Raw genomic sequence first — 24,642 nt, 5'->3', positions numbered from 1 at the left:
CTATTATAGATAAAACTCTCCTACCGAATCGTTAACGTACGATCGGATTCACGTCCAAAACCATCTACTGATTCGCAGGATAAACGGGCATATGGGAGAACACAACAACTTTTTCTTGTGATTGAGCCGCTTTTTGGAGCACACCGCGCAGCCATGTCAGCTGTTCTTTCCTAACTCCGCCATTCCAGGTTTGGGCGTTGATTGCGCTCGTTTCTTTTAACGAATTATACATCATCACTTGGACCTGTTGATAGCCGCGGCGTCGAAAGCCGCCACGACAAGCATCCGATTCTCTCCGACCTCCGTGAAAGCGGGCAAATCGAGCAGGATGCCGACCTCATCGCCTTCCTTTATCGCGATGATTACTACACCAAAGACTCACCACAACGAAACAAAATTGAAGTCATTCTCGCCAAGCACCGTAACGGCCCCACCGGCACCATAGAACTCGGCTTCCAAAGGGAATATGGACTGTTCACCCATTTGGAAAACTGAGGCATGGGGACGGTTCTTTTGTTTCACTTACAAGAAAAATGATGCACGAGAACCGTCCCCATGCACCATTATTCGCGACCATAATTGTTCGAGGTAATTCAACAAATTTGAGCTCTTTTGCAACCTAAACAAACGTTTATGTAAACCGATTGAAAGTCTTGCCACTGGTGGACTTTTTCTTTTACTATCACGAAAATGCTTGTCGATCAGACAAACGTTTAATTAGATTGCCCCTAGATATTGATATATCAACGTTTCTGCTCCAATTTTCGGGAGAAATTTAATGCATGTTGTCAGATTACGGCTGTTCATATCTGGCCGGTGTATCACAACCTTGGAAATCTGCTAATTTTCACTAAAAATCTACTACTGCTTTCTCACTCAAACGTTTGGTTAAAAGCTAAAAAACTATTGATTTCATAGACTTTTACTTCTAATTCTGGCAAAAATTTTGTCATTTAACTAAACGTTTGTTTAGTATCTACGTGAACCTTTCCGGCAATTGGATTTATCTTGATTTTGACAGCAGAAGTATGTCGAAATCTAATTCGGGTAGTACCTGTCAAAGCAGTCTAATTGGTTACTATTTAATTCACCATGTGAGTGGGGGCTACCCCCCGAATCGTTGTATTTATGGAAAATACAACGCTAATTCAAAATTAATGTATCATATAGTAATTTTGCTTTTTCTGAGAATAAATGAGGAATTTGCTCTTTCAACAAGTCTTTAGGATGAATAAGCATGGCATTTCCTTTATGTGTTAATGCGTATAAAATTAATTCTCCCGCTTTATCCATTTTCCCATTAGGATTATTTGAGATCTTAACAGATAATGATGCATGATTTACACAAGCACCATCATGACCAAGGTTAACTTCACAAACTGCTAAATTCATCAATAAATCTGAAAGTACCTCAAAATATGAAAACCAATATTGGTTATTGCTAAATAACCTATTTTTGTAACATTCACGGAAAAATTCTATCATTTGAAAAAATAATGGCTCCAACCCTTTTTTGGCTAAATCATAATCACCTTGATTGGTCATATGTAGACAAATGATATTGATCTTTTGTGAAATGTCTGTATAATCCAATAAACCATTCGATGTATATCTAATCGTTAGTATTTGTTCAGATACTTCCATGTATTTTACTGAGATTTTAGTAGCGTTTTTTGCGCATGGATGGCTTTGAATATATGTAAGATTTTTCAAGTATCTATACACTTCACTCCACATGGAGTATGGGACTTTACTTTTATGTACAACCATATCTAGATGGTCACTAAAATCTATTGCACCCCAAGAATTTGTGAATACCATTTCTATTCCCTTTTTTATATCATAACGGGTAGATGGATCATATTTCATTAGTAATAAAGAAGCTACAAATTCAATTGCTCCATTTTCACCAAATCCTGCTTCATTTTGATATTTATTGCTTAAATCCTTATAGTTGGTATCAAGAATATATGTAGTTTCCTGAAAAGATAATAATTTGACGTAATTGATAAAATCTAGTTGAGCACCAGAATTTTCTCGGTCTCTTTTAAAATCTTCTCCACTTACCTTCTTATCCGTACGCTGAGCAAGCTTTTCTTCGCCAATACTTTTGGATTGTGTAATATTATTTTTAAAATTAGAAGACTGGTCATCTTTACTCGGAGGAACATAGACAACATATGGTTTGGGTTTTCGTATATATCTTTGCTCACCATTTATTGATTTGAAGAATCTTATGATAGGATTTCTGAATATATAAATAATTATAGAAAGAATCACTAAATATATTACTCCGCTTGTAAATACTGCTATAACACCCCTAAAAATTAATTCTAAAATAAATAGAATTAATTTAAGAACAATGTAAAGTACGGCAATACCTCCGACCACTAAACCAATACTTTTAAAATATTTATTCATTCCACACCTCTTTATGTAATATGAATGTTTCTTGTTTATAAGGAGAAAAGGGCAAGACATTTTCAAATGGCACTAAAATCTATCTTCTAATAGTAACGGATGATTGTAGTGAGTTGTTTAATTCGGAGGCATCACGCAAGGTTTCAGTGGATCGTATTCCAGGAAGAGGTATATATTTTAGCAGCAGAGAAATATCGAATCATATTAACTGGTAGAATCCACATCGTGCATGAAAAGGAAAAGACCACCCTCACAAAACTCTATCAATCTTCCAAAATATTCGGGTTATATCAGGCATGGGTAATAAGTACCGAATCCCTATTTATGTTAAGATATATTTACATATAATGGAGGATTTTGCAGATGAAGCGAGCATTAGTGGAATTACAGAACGATTCAAGGTTTTTGGTGTATTTAAACAATTTTCATAAGGAGTATTTTCAGGATTTAAGTGCAGGCGACTATGTTGGAAACGATTTATTGTTTTTACTCGTTACCAGCCAGGCCGTTAAGAATAACGATATGGCGGTAAAACTAGTAGAAGCCTCCTCTTATAAGGACTATGTTGTTGGAGAATTCCTAAGAGAATACTTCAATCTTAAAACAAATAATCATTTTGAAATTTTAAAATCGTTTAATTCTAAAATGAAAGAATCTGCGGTTATTTCCCTCTTGGGTGCATTGTTTGACATCAGCGGTTTATGCTTGATGATTAGGATGGATGACGCCAGATCATTATCCAAAATACGAAACCAACGGGCGATCTTGAGAAAGCAGTATCGGGAAGAAGCAAAATCGAATATAAAAAAGCTCAAACAACACCGTCGGCAACCCAACACCTGGAAAAAGCTATCTCTCATCCAATTTTTCACTTTCAAGAAACCAATGCAATCCAAAAAGACATTAACTAACGAAACATATTCTAAAACACCTGCAACAGCAACCACCAAGACAAAAGCAAAAAACAACTTTGCGCTTAACTTAAAGAGATTCAAGTTTACTGGTCAGGTAACCTACTTAAGAAAATATAGTGATGATATGATGGAGATGAAGGTAGAGTTTATAAAGGGAGAATTAAAGCTTAACGATCGAGCCGCTATTCGATATAAAGTAAATGGAAAAGCTCTGGATTACGTATGGATTAAAGACATAAAGGAATGGAATAACGGCTACAAACCAGTCACAGCTGCCAAAAAGGCAGGCATTTATTATATCTATTTTTATTCATCAGGTGGAAGCAGTTCCTTAGTTTACGAAGATATGAAACAATTGTTATTAGTTAGAGAATAATAGATAGGAGCAATTGAGGTGGCTTTTTTTCGAACAGTTGGTAAGGTAGAAGATCTCGATACAAGAAACGACCATTTAAATGGAGACCTTCATCCTGAAACAGGAGTACCCTTTATCGAGAAAACCGTAGAATTACCAAGTGGTGAATACGTTACAGGTACCATCCCTGTATCTGAAAGTGGAAGAGCTTTACCTACAATCAGACTACCTGGATGGTACCTGTCACCCATTGTTTTAAATTATTTGCCTAATACGAATTGATTGAATTGTTCTACTGTCTCAAAGTAATATTTTGATTCCAATTTCATTAGTTCCTTGATTTCGGGAATATTGTGAGACCATCCAGCAGCCGCAAAATCTACATCACAACTCCTTGCCATCTCCATTCCAGGCTTTAAGTCATCCACCATTAGTGCTTCAGTTTCTTGAAGATTAAAGCGTTTCAAAATTTCCTTTATTGGATAAGGATGTGGTTTTCTCTGATGTTCAGGAAGCTCCCACCCAAAGACTGCATCTGGCAAAAATCCACAATGGATAGAATAATCTCTTTCAATTCGATTTCTCTCAGAATGGGAAACAACCGTCACAATTCCACCTTGTCTTTTGAACTCTTGGATTGTTTCAGTAAACATCTCATAAAAGTCTGGTACAGTTGATTCAGTATATTTTTTCCATACCTCTTGCTGATGTTGCTGCTCTGCGTTTGTAAATTTTATAATATCTTTACATAAAGAAGAAAAGCCTGGATTAAAGCAGGATCTAACAAACTCTTCAAGGGTAATAGGTTCATCATTTGGTCGTAAATTTTTAAGAGCTTCTACAAAGGATGGATAATGTATATCTGGAGTGCTTTTTACCGCTGTATCATCGTGGTCTAAGATTAAACATTTGTATTTTAAAGTCATGTAATATCCTCCACTATAAACCTCTAATAATTGGCCTGAAGTTCCTTTTTATTGTTTTTTATTTACTTCTTGCTAACTGCATGCGTTTGTTAAAGATCGTTGGGTAACTGGGTGTGAACGGCTGTTTAGGTGTTCCTCTAAGAAAGAGGATCAGTTCTGTCTGGTCCTGGTGGGACTCGGTCTCCGCAATAAACCGATTAAAAAATAGGATAGCCAGCACCATTCCATTGCCAATCATCATTCCGCTGATGGGAATGACATATTGGGCGCGTATGGGGTGTTATATTGACCTCGAGTAAGATGCTTTGCGTTAACACTTTGATAAAAATTTAGTGGGGGTCTGACCCCATAGCAAATAGACTCACTTTCCATAATGAATATTTTTCTATATAATAGACATATAATTAAAAAAGAGAAGTGCTGGTAACACTTCTCCCTGCAACTGCTACCGTCAGGGTGGTGGTTGTCAGTGTCTATTATTTGTGCGAACCACCCTTTTGCTTGCGACGGCGTGAGGGTGGTGTCTTGTTTTCTAGGACGTTATTACGAAAGAAATGTGCCGTTAATTCCCGCACAATTCCCTTCAGAATTTCACGAATGAATTCAAGAACGGTTTCCATGATTATCACCTCCCTTCCCCAATAAATGCAGGAACAGAAGATCGACAACCAAGCCACCCTAACAATATTCAGTTGCAACTCTATTTTAACACTCTACTCACACATATAAATCTATCAATTTTCGACAAAATTCGGGCAGTGACAGTGGCACCATGTGTTCACACAGGGACGGTTCTTCCTCCTCACAAAGTGAGGCAGCAGAACCGTCCCCGTGCATCATTCATCCCATTTTTATTTACCTCTCACTATCTGCATGCGTTTGTTAAATATCGTTGGGTAAGATAAGAACCCAAGCATGATACTTGTGATGGATGCTGTCGTTAAAAGCAGGAACAGCACGAGCAACTGGAATTGAACTGCCTGAACAGGGCTCGCACCTGCAATAATTTGGCCGCTCATCATTCCAGGAAGCTGAACCAGCCCATCGTTTTTTGACTCTCAATGGTCGGAATCATACTTGCTTTGATGGAGGTCATCAACTGGGTGTGGACGGCCTGTTTAGGTGTTCCTCCAAGAGATAGGATCAGTTCTGTCTGGTCCTGATGGGACTCGGTCTCCGCAATAAACCGATTAAGAAACAGGATGGCCAGCACCATTCCATTGCCAATCATTATAAGGGGAGCGTCATCCATTCCGGTGTTGTTACATGTGGCGCATTTTCATAAACAATCTTACGTTCTTTCCCGACTTCAGCGACAAGACCGCCTTCGAATTGTTTTAAATATTGCAAGCCCCCGTGGACTAGTTTTGTTGAACGACTTGATGTGCCAGTAGCAAAAAATCTTGCATCTCCCACTAACCCTGTTTTTAAGTCGCGTTTTGTAGCATCCAAGGAAATTCTCGCTCCAGTAATACCTCCACCGATTACAAGTAAATCGTAAAATTTCATTTTGAAATTTTGTTACAGTTTGTGCACATTTATGCTTGATGTAGTTGACGTCGTATCTACTTCCTTCTAGTATTATCATTTCTTAAAACAAAATAGAAAAAAACCACAAATAATCCATGTTTTATCTAACATTTGTATTTGTGGTTCTCCGATCCCAACCAAAAATATTAACTTGTTAAATCAAATTTACATACTTTAGTTAATTTTCAACATGGGAAAATTCATGCATTTATTTCCACCTACTATTACAAAAGGGAATTAACAACCTTCTCTGCAAATCCCATGAAATCGGACAGCTCTAGTACAGTGCCATCATCCAGAACAGCTTTTCCACTAAATTTTCCGAAAACCTGATGCTGATTTGACCGATATTTGTCCCTTGGAGTATCAGAATGACGATCCAGTACCGGTATAAAATCCATCTCAAATCTTCCATCGGAGGATGAGATAGTCCATGGCTCTGTGTATGAGCTCTCAGGAATATGAAATTCTACCTGATCAAGTTTGTGCGCCTTTCCATCATAGATAAGTAGATTCTCAGATGCGGCGGAAGTATTTCCAAATCCGTAGCCAATATTGAAACCAAAATCCACACCATTTATACAGCCACTTCCACTGCCCCAGTACCAAGTACTAGTTTCAGGCCATACTCCTCTTCCCCAATCCAGAACTGCAAAAGAATCATCTGATGATAAATGATACTCTTTATCACCTATTTTTACTGTACCTTCTGGATGCAAACAATTAATTTTTTGATTGTAATAAAACATGGTTGGATCTTCATCAAACGGAACGACAATCACCATAGACTCTGTTTCTGGAATAGTGAGAGTGATATTCCCTTCTATATCTAATCCATCCTTAAAATTTTCAAATTTAACCTCAATACAATGGGTTTCCGGTGAACGAATATAACGGCACCGTGCATTTTCACTTTCAAATTCAACATTACCTTGACTGTCTAAGGGCATCTCATATTTTTCTTCTACCATTGGGAAGAAAGAATTTTTTATATAATATTTCTTGTTTTTAAAGTCCATAAATTTTACTGATAGCGCCCTTAGCGTTCCTATATTGGCAATGGAAAAGCTGAATCCATAGCTTTTATTTCCCACATAGTAATAATCCCATTCCTTGATATTATCGATAGGGGCATTGATATTTTCCCTATTGTATTCCAATATAAGATCATGAGCCCAGCCGGACTCAATGACATGTCCCTTCTCATCAAGGAGAGGATGTTTGAAAGTAAGCTCATTTTGCATTTGTCAAGCCCCCTTTATCTTCTCCCACCAATAAACTCGTTATCTAAAAAAGGATTATCGGCAGGAATATCCACTTCAATAATATTGCAGCCGCCTTCCACATAAAAATCCACGGTTTCCAGTGTTTTTTAAATGGAAGGATAGCTGTTCGACAATTAGCAAATTGCTTTTGTTATGATTGACTACCTACTTTTACACCAAAATAGATTTGTTCAATAATCTCCTTAAATTCCTCAACAGTTGGAATCAAAGGATTCGTTTTCGTGCACCCATCTTTACTTGCTAATTCGGCAAGCTCTGGAATGGCAGCAGTAAAATAATCATCTTGATGAATCACTGGTTTAAGATTCCGAGGGATATCAAGTTTTTCATTTAATACCCGAACAGCGTCTGCTAAATTTTCAGCTCCAACTTTTGCAGCAAAACTCTTATAAATACTTTTAGCCTTAATATCCTGTGAATTGAATTCTATTACAAACGGGAGGATAATGGCATTTGCCAAACCATGCGGAACACCAAATTTCCCTCCAACGGCATGTGCGATACTGTGAACAATCCCTAACGAGACATTCGTAAAAGCCATACCAGCAAAACAAGAGGCAAGAAGTAATTTCTCACGTGCTTCTAAATTACTTCCCTCGCGGTATGCCTGTGGTAAATACTCAAATACATCCAGTGCTGCTTTTTCTGCCAACGCATCCGCTACGATATGAGCCCGACTGGATACAAGCGCCTCCAAAGCATGGGTTAATACGTCCATTCCCGTAGCTGCAGTAAAGGCCGGAGGAACAGATGCGGTAATCCCTGGCTCTAAAATCGCGATATCCGGTATCAGGTCCATACCGCGTATGCCGTGTTTAATATGTGTTTCTGTATCCGTAATGACAAAAGAACGGGTAACCTCACTGCCAGATCCACTAGTTGTTGGGATACAACACATTTTCGCTTTTTTACGTAAAGGCGGGATTTGATTAGGCGGACAAATATCTGCCAGCGTTTTATATTCTGGATATTCGTAAAATATCCACATTGCCTTGGCTGCATCCATAACAGAACCGCCGCCAACCGCAATAATCCAGTCAGGTTGAAACGCCAACAATTTTTGAGCCCCTTTTTGCACCGTATAGAAGGATGGGTCAGGCTCTACACCGGTAAAATAATCAAAACTAAAATTTGCTTCCTTTAAATAAGCCTCAATCTTAGGTAAATAGCCGGTCTTCTTAATCGATTCGCCACCAATGACAATCAGTGCTCTTTTCTGACTTCCTTGTAACTGCGTCAAATATTCTAATGAATTTTCCCCAAAAACAAGGTATTCTCCTGCTAATTTCATCGGTAACATATGTAATAACAGTCCTCCCTATTAAATGCTTTCTACTAAACTCTTCACTTTTTCCAAACTAACAGCTGATAACGGATCGCTGGATACTTTTAAACTAGATCCAACAATGGCACCGTCGACTAGCCAACAGAACAGTCCCTCTGGTTCTTTTTTAAACCCCAACTGGTTCAACCGCTCCACTAAGCTCCACATTCAACTCCCTCGTGTACTCTTCAACCTGTTTATCACTATATCCTAAGTTATCAGCCATAACAGAAATGACACCTTGTTTCCATTGCTCCACCCAGTTAGTGTTGAAGAGCACAGCTCCTGTTCGACGGATGAAGAAATCGATAGGCTTAACCACCATTTCCTCCTCAATCCCATATATAAGGGCAGCGTATACATCTGCTGGAAGACCATACTGTTCACCACCCCTAATATACTCGATCACATGATCATAAACCGACGTAACATTCGTACCATATCGGCAAGTCAGCGTTTCAGCTGCCTTTCTAGTTAAACCAAGCCGTTCTCCCCGCTCTATCATGAGACGTACAAACTCTGGGAACTTCGCCGCTCCTCCCACATCACCACCAGAAATCGGTAACGTCAGTGTTGAGCATGGAGCGAATGGTCCATGTCCAGCGGATCTTAGTTCCCTATCGAGAAGATCCGTTACCGTCTCGGCCATCTTTCGATACCCAGTCAGTTTTCCACCTGCTATTGTAATCATACCGGAGGCCGAGCAGATTATTTCGTCCTTCCGTGAAACTTCCGATGGCGCTTTGTTCTCCTCGTAAATTAGCGGCCGCAGCCCTGCCCAACTTGATTCCACGTCACTAACCGTCAGCTTTAATTCTGGAAACATATAATTGCTTACATCCACTAAATATTTCTCGTCTTGGATTGTCATTCGTGGATTGGCTATGTCACCAGTGTAATCGGTGTCTGTTGTACCAACATACGTTTTACCATCCCGTGGAATGGCGAACACCATCCGCCCATCCGAGGTATCGAAATATACCGATTGCCGTAACGGAAACCTATTTCCGTCAAATACAAGATGGACGCCCTTAGTAAGTCGTAACTTTTTACCCTGCAATGATTGATCGAGTTTACGCAGATTATCTACCCATGGCCCAGTTGCATTCACTATCTTTCGCGCCTTAATCGTATAAAGCTCTCCATCCATCGCATCTCTTACCTTCACACCTACAAGCTTACCAGCTTCATAAATAAATTCCTCAGCCTTCGCATAGTTTACTGCATTAACCCCTGTTTCAGCCGCTTTCTTTAACACCTCGATCGTCAGTCGGGCATCATCCGTCCGATATTCCACATAATATCCGCCTCCCTTCAGACCATGCCTTTTCAATAGCGGCTCTTTTTCGAGAGTTTCCTCAAGACTAAGCATCTTTCGCCGTTCATCGCGTTTAACTCCAGCAAGTCGATCGTATACCCTTAATCCAAATGACGTCGTGGCCACACCGAACGTCCCATCTTTATAGAGCGGCAGTAACATCCATTCCGGAACCGTTACATGCGGACCATTCTCGTAGACCACTGCCCGCTCTTTCCCAACCTTAGCAACCATCCGCACCTCGAACTGCTTTAAGTACCGCAGTCCTCCGTGGACAAGCTTTGTTGATCGGCTTGATGTGCCCGCCGCATAATCCTGCATTTCAATTAACGCCGTTTTCATCCCACGAGTTTGGGCATCCAGCGCTATTCCCGCTCCTGTAATTCCTCCACCAATAACGAGTACATCATAATCCTCAACAGTCATTCTTTTTAGATGATCTTTACGACTTAAAGCAGAAAATACATGTTGCATAAAGAATCCCAACCTTTCCTCTAAAGAAGTCAAAAAAAAAACACACAAACACCCTCGCTTTGCTAAAGGCGCAACGAGTAGTCTGTGGTTTCTCCTAATCTCCTACCAACATATGAACTTTTCTACATTATTTAACGGTGACTTGGTTCACTAAAGTACTATCATTTTTAAACATCACAGCAGACCGTGCTTGGATTCTATCGCCTCAGTCCCTGTATTCATCAGCATGGAACAGCCGGTCCCATATGTATTTTTGGGCATTCCCCTGATGCATTGGAATAGTCGGTAACTTGCGTTTTTCCTCACTAAGCTTCCATACTCGCCATGTATCAATCGTCCCAAAAAGTAATTCGCCGCATTCCGCCTTGTCGTGGGCACCCTCTACTTCGTCAAGCAGCCATTTTATTTTCGATCCGGAAAAATAAGCGTCAATCAATAGACCCGTCCTCTATCGAAACAATTCTGCATGCCTGCGAACTGGTCGTGCCCTGATCAATGGCTAGTATATAGCGCTCTGTCATGGCTGTATTACATCATCCGGGATTTGCTCAAAATGCTTCCACAACTCTGCTTTTGAAGTCGTTACCGCAGATGCTCCCGCATTTAATGCCAGTTCCACATCATTTATTGAGCGAATCAAACCCCCAGCGAATATCGGAATCCCCGTACGTTCATTCACCTCTGTAATGATATGCGGCATGATACCAGGCAGGACCTCAATGAAATCAGGCTGCGTTCTTTTAAGAAGTGCGTAGCTTTTCTCAAGTGCATTGGTATCAAGCAAAAACATTCGTTGAATGGCAAGTAATCCATTCTGTTTTGTCTTTGTGATAACACCGGCCCTTGTTGATATTAATCCTGCCGGTTTAACGACTTGACATAAATACTCAGCAGCATACTCATCATTTTTCAATCCTTCAATTAAGTCTACATGAAGCAATGGTTTCTTCCCATGGGCTTTCGTGAGCTCTACAATTGATTTAACTTGGCTTATATGGATATCCAAGACTACTATATATTCATAGGACATCTTAATAAGTTTTTCCAAATCCTTCATCTTACGGACAGCAGGCAAAATCCGTTGGTTGAGATTAATCATAGCGGTTCGTCTCTCCATCCATATAAAATTTTTGAATTACAAATAGGAATTGACAACTTTCTCCGCAAAGCCCATGAAATCCGATAGTTCAATTACAGTGCCGTCATCCAGAATAGCTCTGCCGCTGAATTTTCCGAATACCTGATGTTGGTCTGACTGGAATTTACCGCGTGAACCACAAGAGTGGCGATCAAGAACCGGTATAAAGTTCATTTCAAATCTTCCATCAGAAGAAGTAAACGTCCATGGCTCCAAAAATGAACTCTCTGGAATGTGAAATTCTATTTGATCAAGTTTATGAACCTTTCCATCGTATATAAGGAGATTCTCTGACGCAGCGGAAGTATTTCCAAAACCATAACCAATATTAAAGCCAAAATCGACTCCGTTTACTCGGCCGCTTCCGCTCCCCCAATACCAAGTATTGGCTTTCGGCCAGACGCCTCTACCCCAATCTAGTACAGAAAAGGCATTCTCTGATGAAAAATGATATTCTTTATCTCCAATTTTCACGGATCCTTCCGGATGTAGACAATTTATCTTCTGGTTGTAATAGAACATGGTCGGATCCTCATCAAATGGAACGACTATGACCATGGACTCTGTCTTTGGAATAGTCAGAGTAAGATTAGCTTCTAACGTCAAGCCATTTGTAAAATCTTCAAATTTAGCTTCAATCTGATGACTTTCCGGAGTTCGGATATAATGGCAGCGTGCATTTTCACTTTCAAATGAAGCATCGCCTAGACTGTCTAGAGGCATTTTATGTGAATCGTTTTCTAATAATGGGCAGGTTGCTATATTCATATACTGTTTGTTATTTTCAAAGTCAAGAAAATGGACAGACAAAGCCCTAATTGCTCCTAAATTAGCCATAGAAAAAGCCACACCATAGGATTCATTTCCAGTATAATAGTAATCCCATTCTTTAATACTATCAGCAGGAGCAGTGATATTTTGCCTGTTATATTCTAGTAACAGTTCACGAGCCCAGCCCTTTTCAGTAAGATGTCCCTTCTTATCAAGAAGGGGTTGTTTTGTTGTTATTTCATACTGCATATAGGAGCCTCCTTACTTCGCTGAATTTTTAGAGTCCAAGATAAGCGACACGTACGTGGTCGTCGTTTAGAAGCTCCTCGCCGGAACCTTCCATAACGATTCTTCCACTCTCCATTACATAAGCTCTGTCAGCAATTTTAAGTGCCTGTCGTGCATTCTGCTCAATTAGCATGATGCTAATTCCAGAGCGATTTAGTTCCTTAATCGTTTTAAACAAGGCTTCAGTAACCATAGGGGCAAGGCCAAGTGATAATTCATCAATCATTAGGATTTTCGGTTCACTCATCAGTCCCCTGCCGATACTAATCATCTGCTGTTCCCCACCTGAAAAGGTGCTGGCGATGCGGTCTGCGTTTTTTTCTAGCACTGGAAACATTTCATATACCTTTTTCAGGTTGTTTGCTACTCTCTTAGAATCTTTTCTATAATGATAGGCACCTATTAAAAGGTTCTCTTTAGCTGTCATTTCAGGAAACAGCTGTCTGCCCTCGGGAACCATACATAAACCAGTTGCCGGTAGGGTGGTAGGTGACTGATTGGCAATCTCCTTGCCCATATATTGTATGGAACCTGATTCGGCTGGATTTAGCCCCGTGATCGTACGCAGCAACGTGGATTTCCCTGCGCCATTGGCTCCAACCACTACAACTAGTTCACCTTCGTTGATATGCAGGCTGACATCCTGCAGAATTTTGAGCCCGCTTAAAGTGACATTAAGACTTGATATCTGTAGCAGCATAAAAATCATCATCCCCTAAATAGGCTTTAATAACAACTTCTGAGGAAGTAACCTCCTCCGGTGTGCCGACGGCGATAAGTTGACCGTACTCAAGTACATATACCTTTGTGCATATTCCCATAATAACTCTAAGCACATGTTCAACAATGAATAGAGCAGTGCCAAATTCTTCGTTGATTTTTTTTACAAGTTCTAGCATAAGTTCTACTTCTGTAGGAACAAGGCCGGCAAAAAGCTCATCAAGCAGCAATAACTTAGGCTCTGTAGCCAATGCTGCAGCAAGTTCCGCCTTTTTCCGCTCAAACATATTAAGTTTTGAAATTTTTACCTCTTCTTTACCCCCAAGACCGACAAATTCAATCATACGGTGGGCCAAGGGCAGTGCCTGGCTTTTACGTTTATGCCTGCAATAAGCACCGACCAGCACAGATTCCTCCAAAGTTAGTGCCGAGAATAGCTGTGACTTCTGAAAAGTACAAGAAATGCCAACTTGGCATATTTTATTAGGTTCATATTTAGTTATATCTTTGCCACCGAAGGAAATACTTCCGCTATCAGGTATGTGGAAGCCGGTGACTGTTTTAAACATGGTCGATTTCCCAGCACCATTTGGACCAATAAGTCCAACGATTTCCCCCTCTGCTATTTCAACAGAAATGTCTTTATTGGCAACAAGGCCGCCAAAGCTTTTTGTTACGTTGCTCATTTCGAAAAACACGTTTAACTCCCCCTTAAACCGAAGTTATTTACTAATTGACACCTTTTTCATACTTTTCCCCTCCAATTTAAGACCTATCGATCGACCGATGCTGATAAGTCCTTCCGGATGACGAATAGCCATAATAATCAATACAAGAGCGTAGATAATAACTGAAAACGGCGCCATAGTGGTTGGCATAATCCCTCTTATCAGTTCATCCATCACGACAAGTGAAGAACCAACGATAGGGCCCCAAACACTTCCTATTCCTCCAACAATCACCACTATGATTATTTTTAAAGAAATGACCATACTGAATACCTCGGGATTGTTGGACATCATAAACAAGGCGTAAAACGAACCGGCTAAAGAGGCCATAGATGCACTCATAACGGTGGCCATAATTCTCCATTTCCCAACATTTGAACCTAGGGAAAGCGATAAATCAGGATTTTCCTTTAGAGCAACAAACATGGTACCCATACGGCTTTTTCTTATAAAAGCAAAGGCTAACGTAGTTAAAATAGCTAGGATCAAGGCAATCCAATACAAGGTAGATTTATCCATCAGATATTCACGTGGCATGGATAAGCCCGTTACCCCGCCAGTTAATGGGAATAACTGGATTGAAAGTGTATAGATTGTCTGGGACAATCCGACCTGCGCCATTACAAAGTAGAGCCCTGACAATTTGGAGCCGATCATACCAACGATTGCCGACATGACGATATTAATAAGGAGCCCTACTAGTAAACCTGCAATAATTGGTAAGTGAAACTTGGCAACACTGATAGACATTCCGTAAACACCGAGACCAAAAAACAGTGCATGAGTAATGGAAAACATTCCCGCTAATCCTGTCAGCAGGTTCCAGGAATGTCCAAGTATGATATAGATCATGGCCATAATGGCAATGTTCATCATTAACCTGTCACCAAAGATTGGTACGAATGCAGCAAGTATAACAAGTGCTAGACTTACCGCTGTAAGAGGATGAAGCAGACGCTCCCGCCTAAGTAGATTATCAGATCTCACAGTTTTTCCTCCTCTACTATGCCGTGCACTTGGCGCGGCCAAAAATAAAATAGTTTGCTAACTTGCCAGCCCATTAAATCTGTCTTGCAATCCTTTTGCTAGAGTTAAATAATCCATTAGGTCTAACAAGCAATATTAAGACAAATAAACCGAAAAGCACTGGATCATGGAACTGAGCACCAAGCAGCGTAGTAATAAGTGCTGACAATATTCCTATAATAATACCGGAAAGAAAAGAACCTCCCATATTTCCAATTCCTGCTGTCACACATACTAAAAATGAAATGGTCATCATATAGTTACCAAAATGCGGTTCAACCTGAAACATGGTCATTAGCATGATGCCGGCAATCGCAATAATCAAATAGCTAATGGAGAATGCTAAGTCCATAATTCGCTCGCTGTTAATCCCCATGATATTGGCAATTTCCTTTTTCTGTACCACAGCTCGGATTGACATTCCCGCCCAAGTTTTATTTAAGAATAAATGGAAACTCACGAGAACTGCTGCTGCAAGGAAAAAACATATCAATTGGGTCAAGCCTACACTGATAGTATCTGTAATATTAATCCTTTTTTCAAAAATGGCCATATCACGCGGAAACCCAGTAAAGAAAATAATAACCAAGTTGATAATAACCAATTCCACTGCCATGGTGGTCAAAATCTGTGTACCGTGGTTGGTATTGTTTAGGATCGTTCTTCTCATTATCCAACCAATGGTAAAGAAAAGGGCAAATAGTATCACAACTGCAAATACGATTGGTATATTCCATTCCTTAATCAGGAAAAACGTTAGATACATGGCCAGCATGGTGCTGGAACCGTATGAAAAGTTTACTATTTGCAAGGCACCGGCTTGGAATGTAAAGGCACTGGCAACAAGACCATACACACCACCAATTAATATCCCGTTTAATATGATGTTAATAAAAGTATCTATTCCCATTGATCTTCCTCCAATAAAGCAATTAAGTACTCAAACGTCTACAAACAGCCCCGGCAATGTTGGCAGTATTCACCTTATTGTCATTACATAAGCATTCAACTGATTATTAATAGAATAGAAGGGCTCGATGGCCCTTCTGCCACATAATTATCAACTTTTGCTATTTAAGATTTCATTTTTATTTCATTACTTTTTTTCCCACGGGATAATCGGATCTTTGGTTTTCAGATTATCTGGGAAGACAGTCTCAAGACTTCCATTGTTCCATTGGCCCAAGATAAATTTATCAGCCTTTGTATTGGAATTGTTTTTGTCAAAGGATACTCCCCAATACCATGGAAGTTCTCCATAATCGATATCTAGCTTTTTGACTGCTGCTGCAAGTTCTTTCGTATCATCCCATTTAGCAGGATCGACACTCTCGAGCGCCTTGGCTAGGACATTAACAATGCCATATGCCTGGAGAGCGTGTGTAAGAGGATCGTGACCATATTTTTTCTTATAATCCTCTCTAAACTTCTTAGATCCTTTCGCAGCTTCTTCGTTAATGAAAGGGGTTACATACGATTGACTAAGGATACCATCTGTAATGTCATTACCCAAATTTGAGAATACCGGAGTATCATAGTAAATTCCTGCTCCAATAGTAAGAGGTGGGGTGTACTTCAGCTCATGCATCTTTTTCTGGAATGGCGTTCCATCTGTTACACCTTGAAATGGTACTAAAATATCATAATCGGTGTTCTTGAGCTTTGTAATGATTGGTACAAAATCCTTTGTATCATTCGGATAGGCTTCAACCAATGCAAGCTTAACACCTAATTTCTTTGCTCTTTCCTTAAATGGCTCAACAATGTGTTCAAAATTTGAAGTGTACACAACCGCTACTTTAAGATCCTTGGCATCTTTGCCAAGATATTTCTCCCCGACAGATACAGCCTGATCCATTGCGCCTGAAGAGAAATCAACTACGTTTGCGCCAACTCGGTAGAAATAGTCACTTTTACCTTGAATGAGATCCTTATCCCAAGCAAGTGAGAGATATAGTACCTGCATTTCATCAACCATCGTAGCAAAAGTACGATCTGCTCCAGAGCCATATCCACTCACAAACACCCTGGAACCCTTATTATAGAGACGTTCAAATTCTGACAGCGTGGCATTTTGGTCCGGACCGTCCGCAAACTCCATTTCGATTTTGCGGCCGTTGATTTCACCGCCCAAATGTTCAATGGCTAACTCCGCTCCGTTTTTAAACTCGTTTCCACCGAAGGTATTGTTACCTGTAAGAGGAGTAATCATGGATATCTTAAAAGGTTCAGACCCCTTAGAGGATGAAGATGAACTTTCATCTTTTGCGGATGAACTGCTACTAGCACACCCTGCAAGAGTAGATGCCAGTAAAAATGTAGATAGTATTGTTCCAATAGTTTTTTTCAACATTAACTTTTCCCCCTTCAATTATTGTAATTTTCCGGCATTTAAATCCCTACGGAGACCCTTGTCTTTCTTTTATTGTTTCTCCCCCAATGCTGAAGCTGCGACAATTACTCAAATATACTATTAGAGGTTTCGCCACATTCTTACAGACCTTTTTGTTTTTCACTACGGTTGTTTAGATTAATTCAAAAAAATGGTTCATATTCAATTAACTGCTACAACATTCCTCCTTCTTCGACTTTTGAGACGGAAAAAAAAGAAAATAGACCTCTTGAACTAGTCCCAAATAACCAGGACACAATTCACGCGATCTATCTCCTTATCTCCATCACACTTTTAACTTGCTTAAAGTATATTTTGATAAAAGAATATTGTCAACATACCAAATTTAATAATTATTTTAAATTTTTGTTCTATTTTTATGTTAAAATAATTTCCCCCTATAGTTTACCTATTTGCTCTATTATGAAAATAGTTGATTTGGTTATGACGAGAAGATGTATTCCTTAATATGGCGAGGCTAAACCTCGTTCTTAGAAACTCCTACACCTATACGCCAAAACGGAGCTCTTATGTTAGTTAACTGCTTAACTGAAATTCCATCTTAAAATCATATCACCTGTAATTCCACCACTAACTGTTAAATTCTTAATAAAAGGCAATAAGGTTTCAAAATTATATAGAAACTAAAAGAAACCCTTTCGGATTCTATACATAATTTAAAGTATTAGATCAGTCAGCTAACTGTTAATTTTTTCTTTAGTAAAATAATAAAAATATATAAAAAATTATATTATTTTATTTTAATTTTTATATTAAGGGAAGCGTCAAATAGCCCCTATATTCATGTAGATAGGAGCTTAGTATTTAGTCGACTTATAAAAATAATAGGAAATAACATAAACGGTAAACTCGGAAAGTTAAAAGAATGATGAGGAAATATTGAATAAGCTTCGGAAATAGAAAAGTTAAAAGTTAAAAGTTAAAATAATATGAGATTGGATTATAGATTCTCTTTAATATTACTACAAAAACTTTGCTAATTCTTCATAATTTGATAAAAAAACAAAAAATTTTCAAAAAACAAACACCGAACCCACAAACTACGACAAATTCCATCCTTTTTCTTCCGACGGAGTGAGTGAGTGACGATGTTCAAGTTATTTACGATCCTAAAGCTGATGTATATAAGACAAGCATCCGTGAAGTTCTTGGGGTGGCTTAAATAAACAATAGTTTTTTACCAGGGATAATGTAAAGGGAAATTCACAATCTACAACGTCAAGAAAACCCAAAACAGTCTAATTTCTCGGTGTTGCAAGTGAGAAATTAGGCTATTTTTACTTCATAAATGCGCAGTTTGTTAATAATTGATTTCATTTATCAATAAGTCCATAAGACAAGAATTTATCCTTTTAAGCTTTACTTCTTTGTGTCTCATTATTGTCTCTAAAAATTCTATACACTACTTGTCACTGTTTCTAGTGAGGATCTGGCCCCCATAGCCCCTTGCTGTTTTTTATTTACTTCTCACTACCTGCATGCGCTTATTAAACATCGTCGGATAAGACAAAAACCCAAGCATGATACTTGTGATGGAAGCTGTCGTTAAAAGCAGGAACAGCACGAGCAGCTGGAATTGAACGGCCTGAACAGGGCTTGCACCTGCAATAATTTGGCCGCTCATCATCCCAGGGAGCTGAACTAGTCCAATCGTTTTTTGACTCTCAATGGTCGGAATCATACTTGCTTTGATGGAGGTCATCAACTGGGTGTGGACGGCCTGTTTAGGTGTTCCTCCAAGAGATAGGATCAGTTCTGTCTGGTCCTGATGGGACTCGGTCTCCGCAATAAACCGATTAAGAAACAGGATGGCCAGCACCATTCCATTGCCAATCATCATTCCGCTGATTGGAATGATATATTGGGCGGTATGGGGTGTAATATTAAACCCCAGTAAGATGCTTTGCGTTAACACTTCGATAAAAATTAACGTAACAGCAATTTTCCACGTAATTCCTTTAATTGCTGCTCCTTTTTTACGGGCATTCAAAGTCGCTGCAATAATCATAACGGCAACCATTAAGAATATATAAATAATGCTTTTGGAGTCGAACACAAATTTAAGAATATACCCAACAACAAGCAATTGGATGATGGAGCGGATGACGGCGATCGTCGCATCTTTTTCCAGCCCAAGGTTCAAGGTCTTCGATAATACGATGGGAATGAGAACGAAAATGAGAGAAAAGATTAAGGCCATGGTGCTCATCCCAATTCCCCCTTCACAAACTGCCTTACTCGCTCATTGCTTGGTGATTCTAATAATTCACTTTTTCCCGTTTCAACAATTTCCCCTGCCATCATCACCCATGTATATGTCCCGACATTTAAAGCCTGTTTTAAGTCGTGTGTGATCCAAACAATCGTCACGCCATACTTCCGGTTGATTTTGACAATCAGTTCCTCAATCTCCTTTTGCGAAACTTGATCGAGAGACGAAGTAATTTCATCCAGTAATAATATTTGTGGATGATTCACCAACGTGCGGGCGATCGATACTTTCTGACGCTGCCCACCTGATAATTCCTTACTGTTCCTTTGTAGAAAATCCTCTGACAAACCCACATCATTTAATAAATCTATGGCTTGTATATCTGGAAGCCGTTTCCCTTGCAGTTCCAGGGGCAGTGCTAAATTTTTATGTACACTTCCATCAATCATCGGCGCACTTTGAAGCGCCATCCCAACCGTCCGCCGCAATTCCACGGGGTCATAATCATTTATGGTTTGATCATGAATCATAATGTCTCCATCGTTTGGCGACAACAGCCCATTGCACAACTTAAGCAGTGTCGTCTTCCCAGCCCCCGAAGGCCCCACCAAAGTCGTAATCTCCCCATCATAAAAAGCCCCTGAAATATTCCTCAAAATTGGCTGACCATCAATAGAGTAATTGACATCTTTAAATTGTATAGCTGGTTTCATTCTGTTCACTTCCTTATGAAGCATGGGGACGGTTCTCCTGCCTCATATTTATTCTGGCGACAGGCACCTCTTAGGCAATCTTACCAAAAACTCACTCCCGTTTGCTAGTTCACGCTTTGCTTCTATTGTGTGTCTCGACAGAAGTGGCTTAATGAAGCAATAGGAATCAGGTTAACGAGTTCGGTTTTAGAGCACAAAAATAAAAGGTTCAAATCATATGCGATTTGAACCTTTTATTTTTGTAGATTTAATTTTATAAAATAACTGAACGTTGATTTCGCTGTGTTTGAAAAATAAACGTAAAATTCCGTTTATATTGGGTAATATCCCTATTTCCCTAAAAATAAAGGAAGTTTTTTCGTTTATATGATCCAAATCTTTAGATTTTGTCTTATTTAGAGCAATTAATCGGAATTTATTCGCTTATATCTGCTTTTTAAGCTTCCCTTTTTACATTAGCCGAAATTTCTTCGCCTATGAATTCTTATACCTAGATGAAAATCAACAATGAATAATAACAGCTAATTCTCCAATGCAAGTTATGCAGATATCTTTTCACAAGGACGGTTCTGATCGGCTTAAGAACCGTCCCTTCGATCACTTTTCGCCTGGGTTTACTCCAAATGCATAATCAGGAATCGCATCATACACGGCAGGGTCTACATTCTCAATGGAACCATCGGCCAAGCTGTTGAGGACAGCCATGACTGGCACTTTCGCTGTTTCCTTCAGCATTCCGTTTTGCTTTTGGCCCAATGTCTGCGTCTGTCCTTTGATTTCAATCAACATCGTCGCCGTGCCATTTAACTGAAACGCTCCCAACCCTGAGCCAGGATAGTTCACCTGAGGGTATTTTTGAATGGCGCCAAAAGATGAGTTTCCGCGCTGCAAGGATTCATAAGCAATGGCGTTCACCTTTTTGCTGAGTGTTTCCACCGCTGGATCCACCGCATATATTTTTCCGCTGAAAGGATCTGTATAAGGTTTCGTCGTAAACAGGCCTAACAGCTGAATAGAAACAGAACGGCTGTCTTCTTCCGATAATCGGTTGAATCCACGGTGATGAATGTCGATGGCGACATCCGGATCAAATTCCTTTACTAGATTAGTCAAGGCGCGTGTTTCCGGCGAGAAGACCAGTGCTGCCTGTGAGCCGTTGTTTGTACTTGAGCTATTCAAGATAGCCGCCACTTTTTGCGGATCATTCTTGATCTCTTCGTTTACGTCAAAGTCATAATTCGGGTTGAAATCCCGGTTCAGGTCAAACCCCGGAATGCCATAAACAACGGATCCATTATTATTGACAGCCCGTTCACTTCCAATTGCATTGTAATACCAAGGAGCTTTTGTACCTTCCGGCAGACCTAGTTTTACTGGATCAAATGTTTGATGGGAGTATCTTGTAGGGTAAGGCTTTCCTTCATATTGATTGGCGGTCCCGTCCGGATTGATACGAGGGACGAACCAAATGTTCAGCTTGTCCAAAATTTGCCCAGCTTCTTTTCCGCCGGCAGAAAGTTTTTGGATTAATTCGACTGCCGCTTCCGTACCAAGCGGCTCATTTCCATGGATTTGCGTATAGACCAATACGCGTTTCTTGTTTGGATTATTGTCTCCCAGCTTTGCCACATATAGCGGGTAGCCGTCGTTTGATGTTCCAAATTGCGAAAGCTGTACTTTTCCTTTGGATGCTTGCACCAATTGCTTCAATTTGGCTTCCAATTGCTCATTCGACATTAAGCCTTCAAAGGAAAGATGTTGCTGGTCCTGTACCCAAGGTCCGTTTGGTGTAGTCGTTGGTTCGGCAAAAACCGACGTTGCCCCCAAAACAATTGTCGAGGCCAATACCCCGCTGGAAATTATGTACCCAAGTCGTTTATTCTTTTTCATACTTATCCTCCTGGAATAATTTGATTATTCCAAATAATAGCATATTTAGGGTCCCTAATAAACTATTAATCTGTAAAATTTTGATAATAATGGATAAACAGAACCAAATACCTACGTCGATAGAGTAATTGAGAAGAAAACAGGATACCAATCATGACTTTTGTCGCTCAAGGAATTTAATGCAATTAAAATCGAAGCACAGGAACCGTCCGTGACCACTGAAAAATGCATCTTAAGAAGCTGAAGCGCTGCTATTCTTGAGCTCTCAGGAAGAATAGTAGCGCTTATTTTTACCGGTGGGCTACTTTCCTGGCGCTCACGGGCAGAATAGATCGCTTATTTTTACCGGCCCCCTACTTTTCTAGCGCTCACAGGCAGAATAGATCGCTTATTTTTACCGATGCCCTACTTTCCTGGCGCTCACGGGCAGAATAAATCGCTTATTTTTACCGGCCCCCTACTTTTCTAGCGCTCACAGGCAGAATAGACCGCCTATATTTACCAGCACCCTACTTTTCTGGCGCTCACGGGTAAAATAGACTATCTATTTTTACTGGCGCCCTACTTTTCTAGCGCTCACGGGCAAAATAGACCGCTTATTTTTACCGGCCCCCTACTTTTCTAGCGCTCACGGGCAAAATAGACCGCTTATTTTTACCGGCCCCTACTTTTCTAGCGCTCACGGGCAAAATAGAACGCTTATTTTTACCGGGGCCCTACTTTTCTAGCGCTCACGGGCAAAATAGACCGCTTATTTTTACCATGGCCTACTTTTCTAGCGCTCACGGGCAGAATAGACCGCTTATTTTTACCGTAGCCCTACTTTTCTGGCACTCACGGGTAAAATAGACCGCTTATTTTTACCGTAGCCCTACTTTTCTGGCGCTCATGGGCAAAATAGAACGCTTATTTTTACCGGCGCCCTACTTTTCTAGCGCTCACGGGCAAAATAGACACCTTATTTTTACCGGCGCCCTACTTTTCTAGCGCTCACGGGCAAAATAGACCGCTTATTTTTACCGGTCTCCTACTTTTCTGGTGCCCAAGGTCAAAATAGACTGCTTATTTTTACCGGCCCCCTACTTTTCTAGCACTCACGGGCAGAATAGACCACCTATATTTACCAACATCCTTCTTTTCTGGCACTCACGGGCAGAATAGACACCTTATTTTTACCGGGGCCCTACTTTCGGGCAGAATAGACCGCTTATTTTTACCGAGGCCCTACTTTTCTAGCGCTCACGGGCAAAATAGACCGCTTATTTTTACCGTAGCCCTACTTTTCTGGCGCTCACGGGCAGAATAGACCGCTTATTTTTACCGGGGCCCTACTTTTCTAGCGCTCACGGGCAGAATTGGACAACGGCCCCCAATTCTCATTCCCCTTTAACCCCCTGCAACAATACCGCTTTCAGGCAAAAATCCTGTGGAACCCCCTCCTCATTGAAGGTAATTTGAAATGTATCCCTGCATAATGGCGTGGCGTTCTCAAGCATAGATATAATCTCCTTTTGTGCGTCAGCTGATGTGCCTGCCCTTTCGATCCAGCTGGCATATTCAAGGGGCAAATTCCACTTTAATCGCTCTGAATAATGTAAGGAGTTTTCAGCAAACATTTCCCGCCATTCAGAAAGGGAGCTTTCGCGCACTTGTGAGGGATCGCGGAGCTTATTTACTTTGTTGATGAACTGATCGAGCGTCTTGTCCTCCGGGGCGTAATGATCAACAAGTAAAAAATGTCCCCCCTTCTTCAGAACGCGAGAAATTTCTTTCACTGCTTTTCGTACATTTGGAAAGTGATGGGCTGCATAACGGCAGGTAACGATATCAAACATGGCATCAGGAAAAGGGAGTGTTTCGGCGTCTGCCTGCTGGAACGTTACATTCTCGCAACCCCGTTCCTTCGCATAATCTGTCGCCACCTTCACCATTTCTTCCGTGATGTCGACTCCCATGCACTTCTTAACGAACGGTGCAAAGGCGAGCGCCGTATGCCCGGCAGCTGTGCCTATATCAAGTACGTTTTCCTTGCCTGTTAACTTTACCGCTTTAACCATTACGTCCAGTTCCTGGCCTGCAGCAAACAGCTTCTCGTCCCGGTATTTCTCGGGATTTTTTGCAAACTGCTGCTGGACCGTATTTATCGCATCTGCCATCGTTCATTCCCCCTAAAATTAACCTGTTCTTACATGTAT

At 40.3% G+C, this 24,642-nt stretch carries 20 protein-coding genes and 5 pseudogenes; 3 read left to right on the top strand and 22 right to left on the bottom strand.

Annotation, left to right across the window (positions count from 1 at the left end):
• Nucleotides 1-252 precede the first annotated feature (252 nt).
• Nucleotides 253-495: pseudogene (locus tag KHA99_RS09800) on the top strand (DnaB-like helicase C-terminal domain-containing protein); the annotation flags it as partial.
• Nucleotides 496-1,143: 648 nt separating this feature from the next.
• Here KHA99_RS09800 and KHA99_RS09795 read toward each other — a convergent pair.
• Complete coding sequence (locus KHA99_RS09795) at nt 1,144-2,421, bottom strand: hypothetical protein (RefSeq protein ID WP_213117269.1); 1,278 nt, start codon at nt 2,419-2,421, stop codon at nt 1,144-1,146.
• 363 nt (nt 2,422-2,784) lie between these two features.
• Here KHA99_RS09795 and KHA99_RS09790 point away from each other — a divergent pair, with 363 nt between their 5' ends.
• Both KHA99_RS09790 and KHA99_RS09785 read left to right on the top strand, forming a co-directional pair.
• Entirely contained in the window at nt 2,785-3,711 is a 927-nt protein-coding gene (locus KHA99_RS09790) for a hypothetical protein (protein ID WP_213117268.1), read from the top strand.
• 18 nt (nt 3,712-3,729) lie between these two features.
• Nucleotides 3,730-3,972 (top strand): hypothetical protein, encoded by a 243-nt coding sequence (locus KHA99_RS09785; RefSeq protein ID WP_213117267.1) that lies wholly within the window; start codon nt 3,730-3,732, stop codon nt 3,970-3,972.
• On the opposite strand, the gene KHA99_RS09780 is transcribed toward KHA99_RS09785, so the two are convergent.
• The 21 genes and pseudogenes from KHA99_RS09780 to KHA99_RS09680 form a co-directional block, all read right to left on the bottom strand.
• The gene (locus KHA99_RS09780; RefSeq protein WP_213117266.1) at nt 3,951-4,616 is read right to left on the bottom strand and encodes an HAD family hydrolase; all 666 of its coding nucleotides are present in this window, start codon (nt 4,614-4,616) and stop codon (nt 3,951-3,953) included. The genes KHA99_RS09785 and KHA99_RS09780 overlap by 22 nt on opposite strands.
• A gap of 121 nt (nt 4,617-4,737) precedes the next feature.
• Nucleotides 4,738-4,945, bottom strand: a pseudogene (locus KHA99_RS09775) (ABC transporter permease); the annotation flags it as partial.
• 147 nt (nt 4,946-5,092) lie between these two features.
• A complete protein-coding gene (locus KHA99_RS09770; RefSeq protein WP_213117265.1) occupies nt 5,093-5,236 on the bottom strand; it encodes a hypothetical protein in 144 nt (47 codons plus the stop codon).
• A gap of 231 nt (nt 5,237-5,467) precedes the next feature.
• A pseudogene (locus KHA99_RS09765) lies at nt 5,468-5,850 on the bottom strand (ABC transporter permease); the annotation flags it as partial.
• Nucleotides 5,850-6,125, bottom strand: a pseudogene (locus KHA99_RS09760) (FAD-dependent oxidoreductase); the annotation flags it as partial. The pseudogenes KHA99_RS09765 and KHA99_RS09760, both read right to left, overlap by 1 nt.
• A gap of 245 nt (nt 6,126-6,370) precedes the next feature.
• A complete protein-coding gene (locus tag KHA99_RS09755) occupies nt 6,371-7,390 on the bottom strand; it encodes a DUF2804 domain-containing protein (protein WP_213117263.1) in 1,020 nt (339 codons plus the stop codon).
• A 172-nt stretch (nt 7,391-7,562) separates the two neighbouring features.
• A complete protein-coding gene (locus tag KHA99_RS09750) occupies nt 7,563-8,732 on the bottom strand; it encodes an iron-containing alcohol dehydrogenase (RefSeq protein WP_213117262.1) in 1,170 nt (389 codons plus the stop codon).
• 21 nt (nt 8,733-8,753) lie between these two features.
• A complete protein-coding gene (locus KHA99_RS09745; RefSeq protein WP_213117261.1) occupies nt 8,754-8,924 on the bottom strand; it encodes a hypothetical protein in 171 nt (56 codons plus the stop codon).
• Nucleotides 8,884-10,548 carry a glycerol-3-phosphate dehydrogenase/oxidase gene (locus tag KHA99_RS09740; RefSeq protein ID WP_213117260.1) on the bottom strand — a complete coding sequence of 555 codons (1,665 nt, stop codon included), beginning with the start codon at nt 10,546-10,548 and terminating at the stop codon, nt 8,884-8,886. Before KHA99_RS09740 ends, KHA99_RS09745 begins: the two co-directional genes overlap by 41 nt.
• Before the next feature lie 177 nt (nt 10,549-10,725).
• A pseudogene (locus tag KHA99_RS09735) lies at nt 10,726-10,996 on the bottom strand (FGGY family carbohydrate kinase); the annotation flags it as partial.
• Between the two features lie 69 nt (nt 10,997-11,065).
• Entirely contained in the window at nt 11,066-11,647 is a 582-nt protein-coding gene (locus tag KHA99_RS09730; RefSeq protein WP_213117259.1) for a glycerol-3-phosphate responsive antiterminator, read from the bottom strand.
• A 36-nt stretch (nt 11,648-11,683) separates the two neighbouring features.
• Nucleotides 11,684-12,706, bottom strand: a complete 1,023-nt coding sequence (locus KHA99_RS09725) for a DUF2804 domain-containing protein (RefSeq protein WP_213117258.1) — start codon at nt 12,704-12,706, stop codon at nt 11,684-11,686.
• A gap of 28 nt (nt 12,707-12,734) precedes the next feature.
• Nucleotides 12,735-13,445: an ABC transporter ATP-binding protein gene (locus KHA99_RS09720; protein WP_213117257.1), complete on the bottom strand. Its 711-nt coding sequence runs from the start codon at nt 13,443-13,445 to the stop codon at nt 12,735-12,737.
• Nucleotides 13,420-14,163, bottom strand: coding sequence for an ABC transporter ATP-binding protein (locus KHA99_RS09715; protein ID WP_213117256.1), 744 nt, complete (start codon nt 14,161-14,163; stop codon nt 13,420-13,422). Before KHA99_RS09715 ends, KHA99_RS09720 begins: the two co-directional genes overlap by 26 nt.
• A 24-nt stretch (nt 14,164-14,187) precedes the next feature.
• The gene (locus KHA99_RS09710; protein WP_213117255.1) at nt 14,188-15,180 is read right to left on the bottom strand and encodes a branched-chain amino acid ABC transporter permease; all 993 of its coding nucleotides are present in this window, start codon (nt 15,178-15,180) and stop codon (nt 14,188-14,190) included.
• Between the two features lie 73 nt (nt 15,181-15,253).
• A complete protein-coding gene (locus KHA99_RS09705) occupies nt 15,254-16,129 on the bottom strand; it encodes a branched-chain amino acid ABC transporter permease (protein WP_213117254.1) in 876 nt (291 codons plus the stop codon).
• Nucleotides 16,130-16,315: 186 nt separating this feature from the next.
• Nucleotides 16,316-17,572 (bottom strand): ABC transporter substrate-binding protein, encoded by a 1,257-nt coding sequence (locus KHA99_RS09700; protein ID WP_213117253.1) that lies wholly within the window; start codon nt 17,570-17,572, stop codon nt 16,316-16,318.
• Nucleotides 17,573-19,088: 1,516 nt separating this feature from the next.
• Nucleotides 19,089-19,841 (bottom strand): ABC transporter permease, encoded by a 753-nt coding sequence (locus KHA99_RS09695; protein WP_213117252.1) that lies wholly within the window; start codon nt 19,839-19,841, stop codon nt 19,089-19,091.
• Complete coding sequence (locus KHA99_RS09690; protein WP_249366578.1) at nt 19,838-20,557, bottom strand: ABC transporter ATP-binding protein; 720 nt, start codon at nt 20,555-20,557, stop codon at nt 19,838-19,840. Before KHA99_RS09690 ends, KHA99_RS09695 begins: the two co-directional genes overlap by 4 nt.
• A gap of 597 nt (nt 20,558-21,154) precedes the next feature.
• On the bottom strand, nt 21,155-22,447 hold the full coding sequence (locus KHA99_RS09685; RefSeq protein ID WP_213117250.1) for a M14 family zinc carboxypeptidase: 1,293 nt from the start codon (nt 22,445-22,447) through the stop codon (nt 21,155-21,157).
• A 1,376-nt stretch (nt 22,448-23,823) separates the two neighbouring features.
• Entirely contained in the window at nt 23,824-24,603 is a 780-nt protein-coding gene (locus KHA99_RS09680; RefSeq protein ID WP_213117249.1) for a class I SAM-dependent methyltransferase, read from the bottom strand.
• Between the last annotated feature and the right edge of the window lie 39 nt (nt 24,604-24,642).

This window comes from Neobacillus rhizophilus (genome assembly GCF_018343535.1).
GTDB lineage: Bacteria > Bacillota > Bacilli > Bacillales > Cytobacillaceae > Neobacillus > Neobacillus rhizophilus.
The sequence above is the reverse complement of the archived record's forward strand: the minus strand, read 5'-3'. Positions and strand labels throughout refer to the sequence as shown.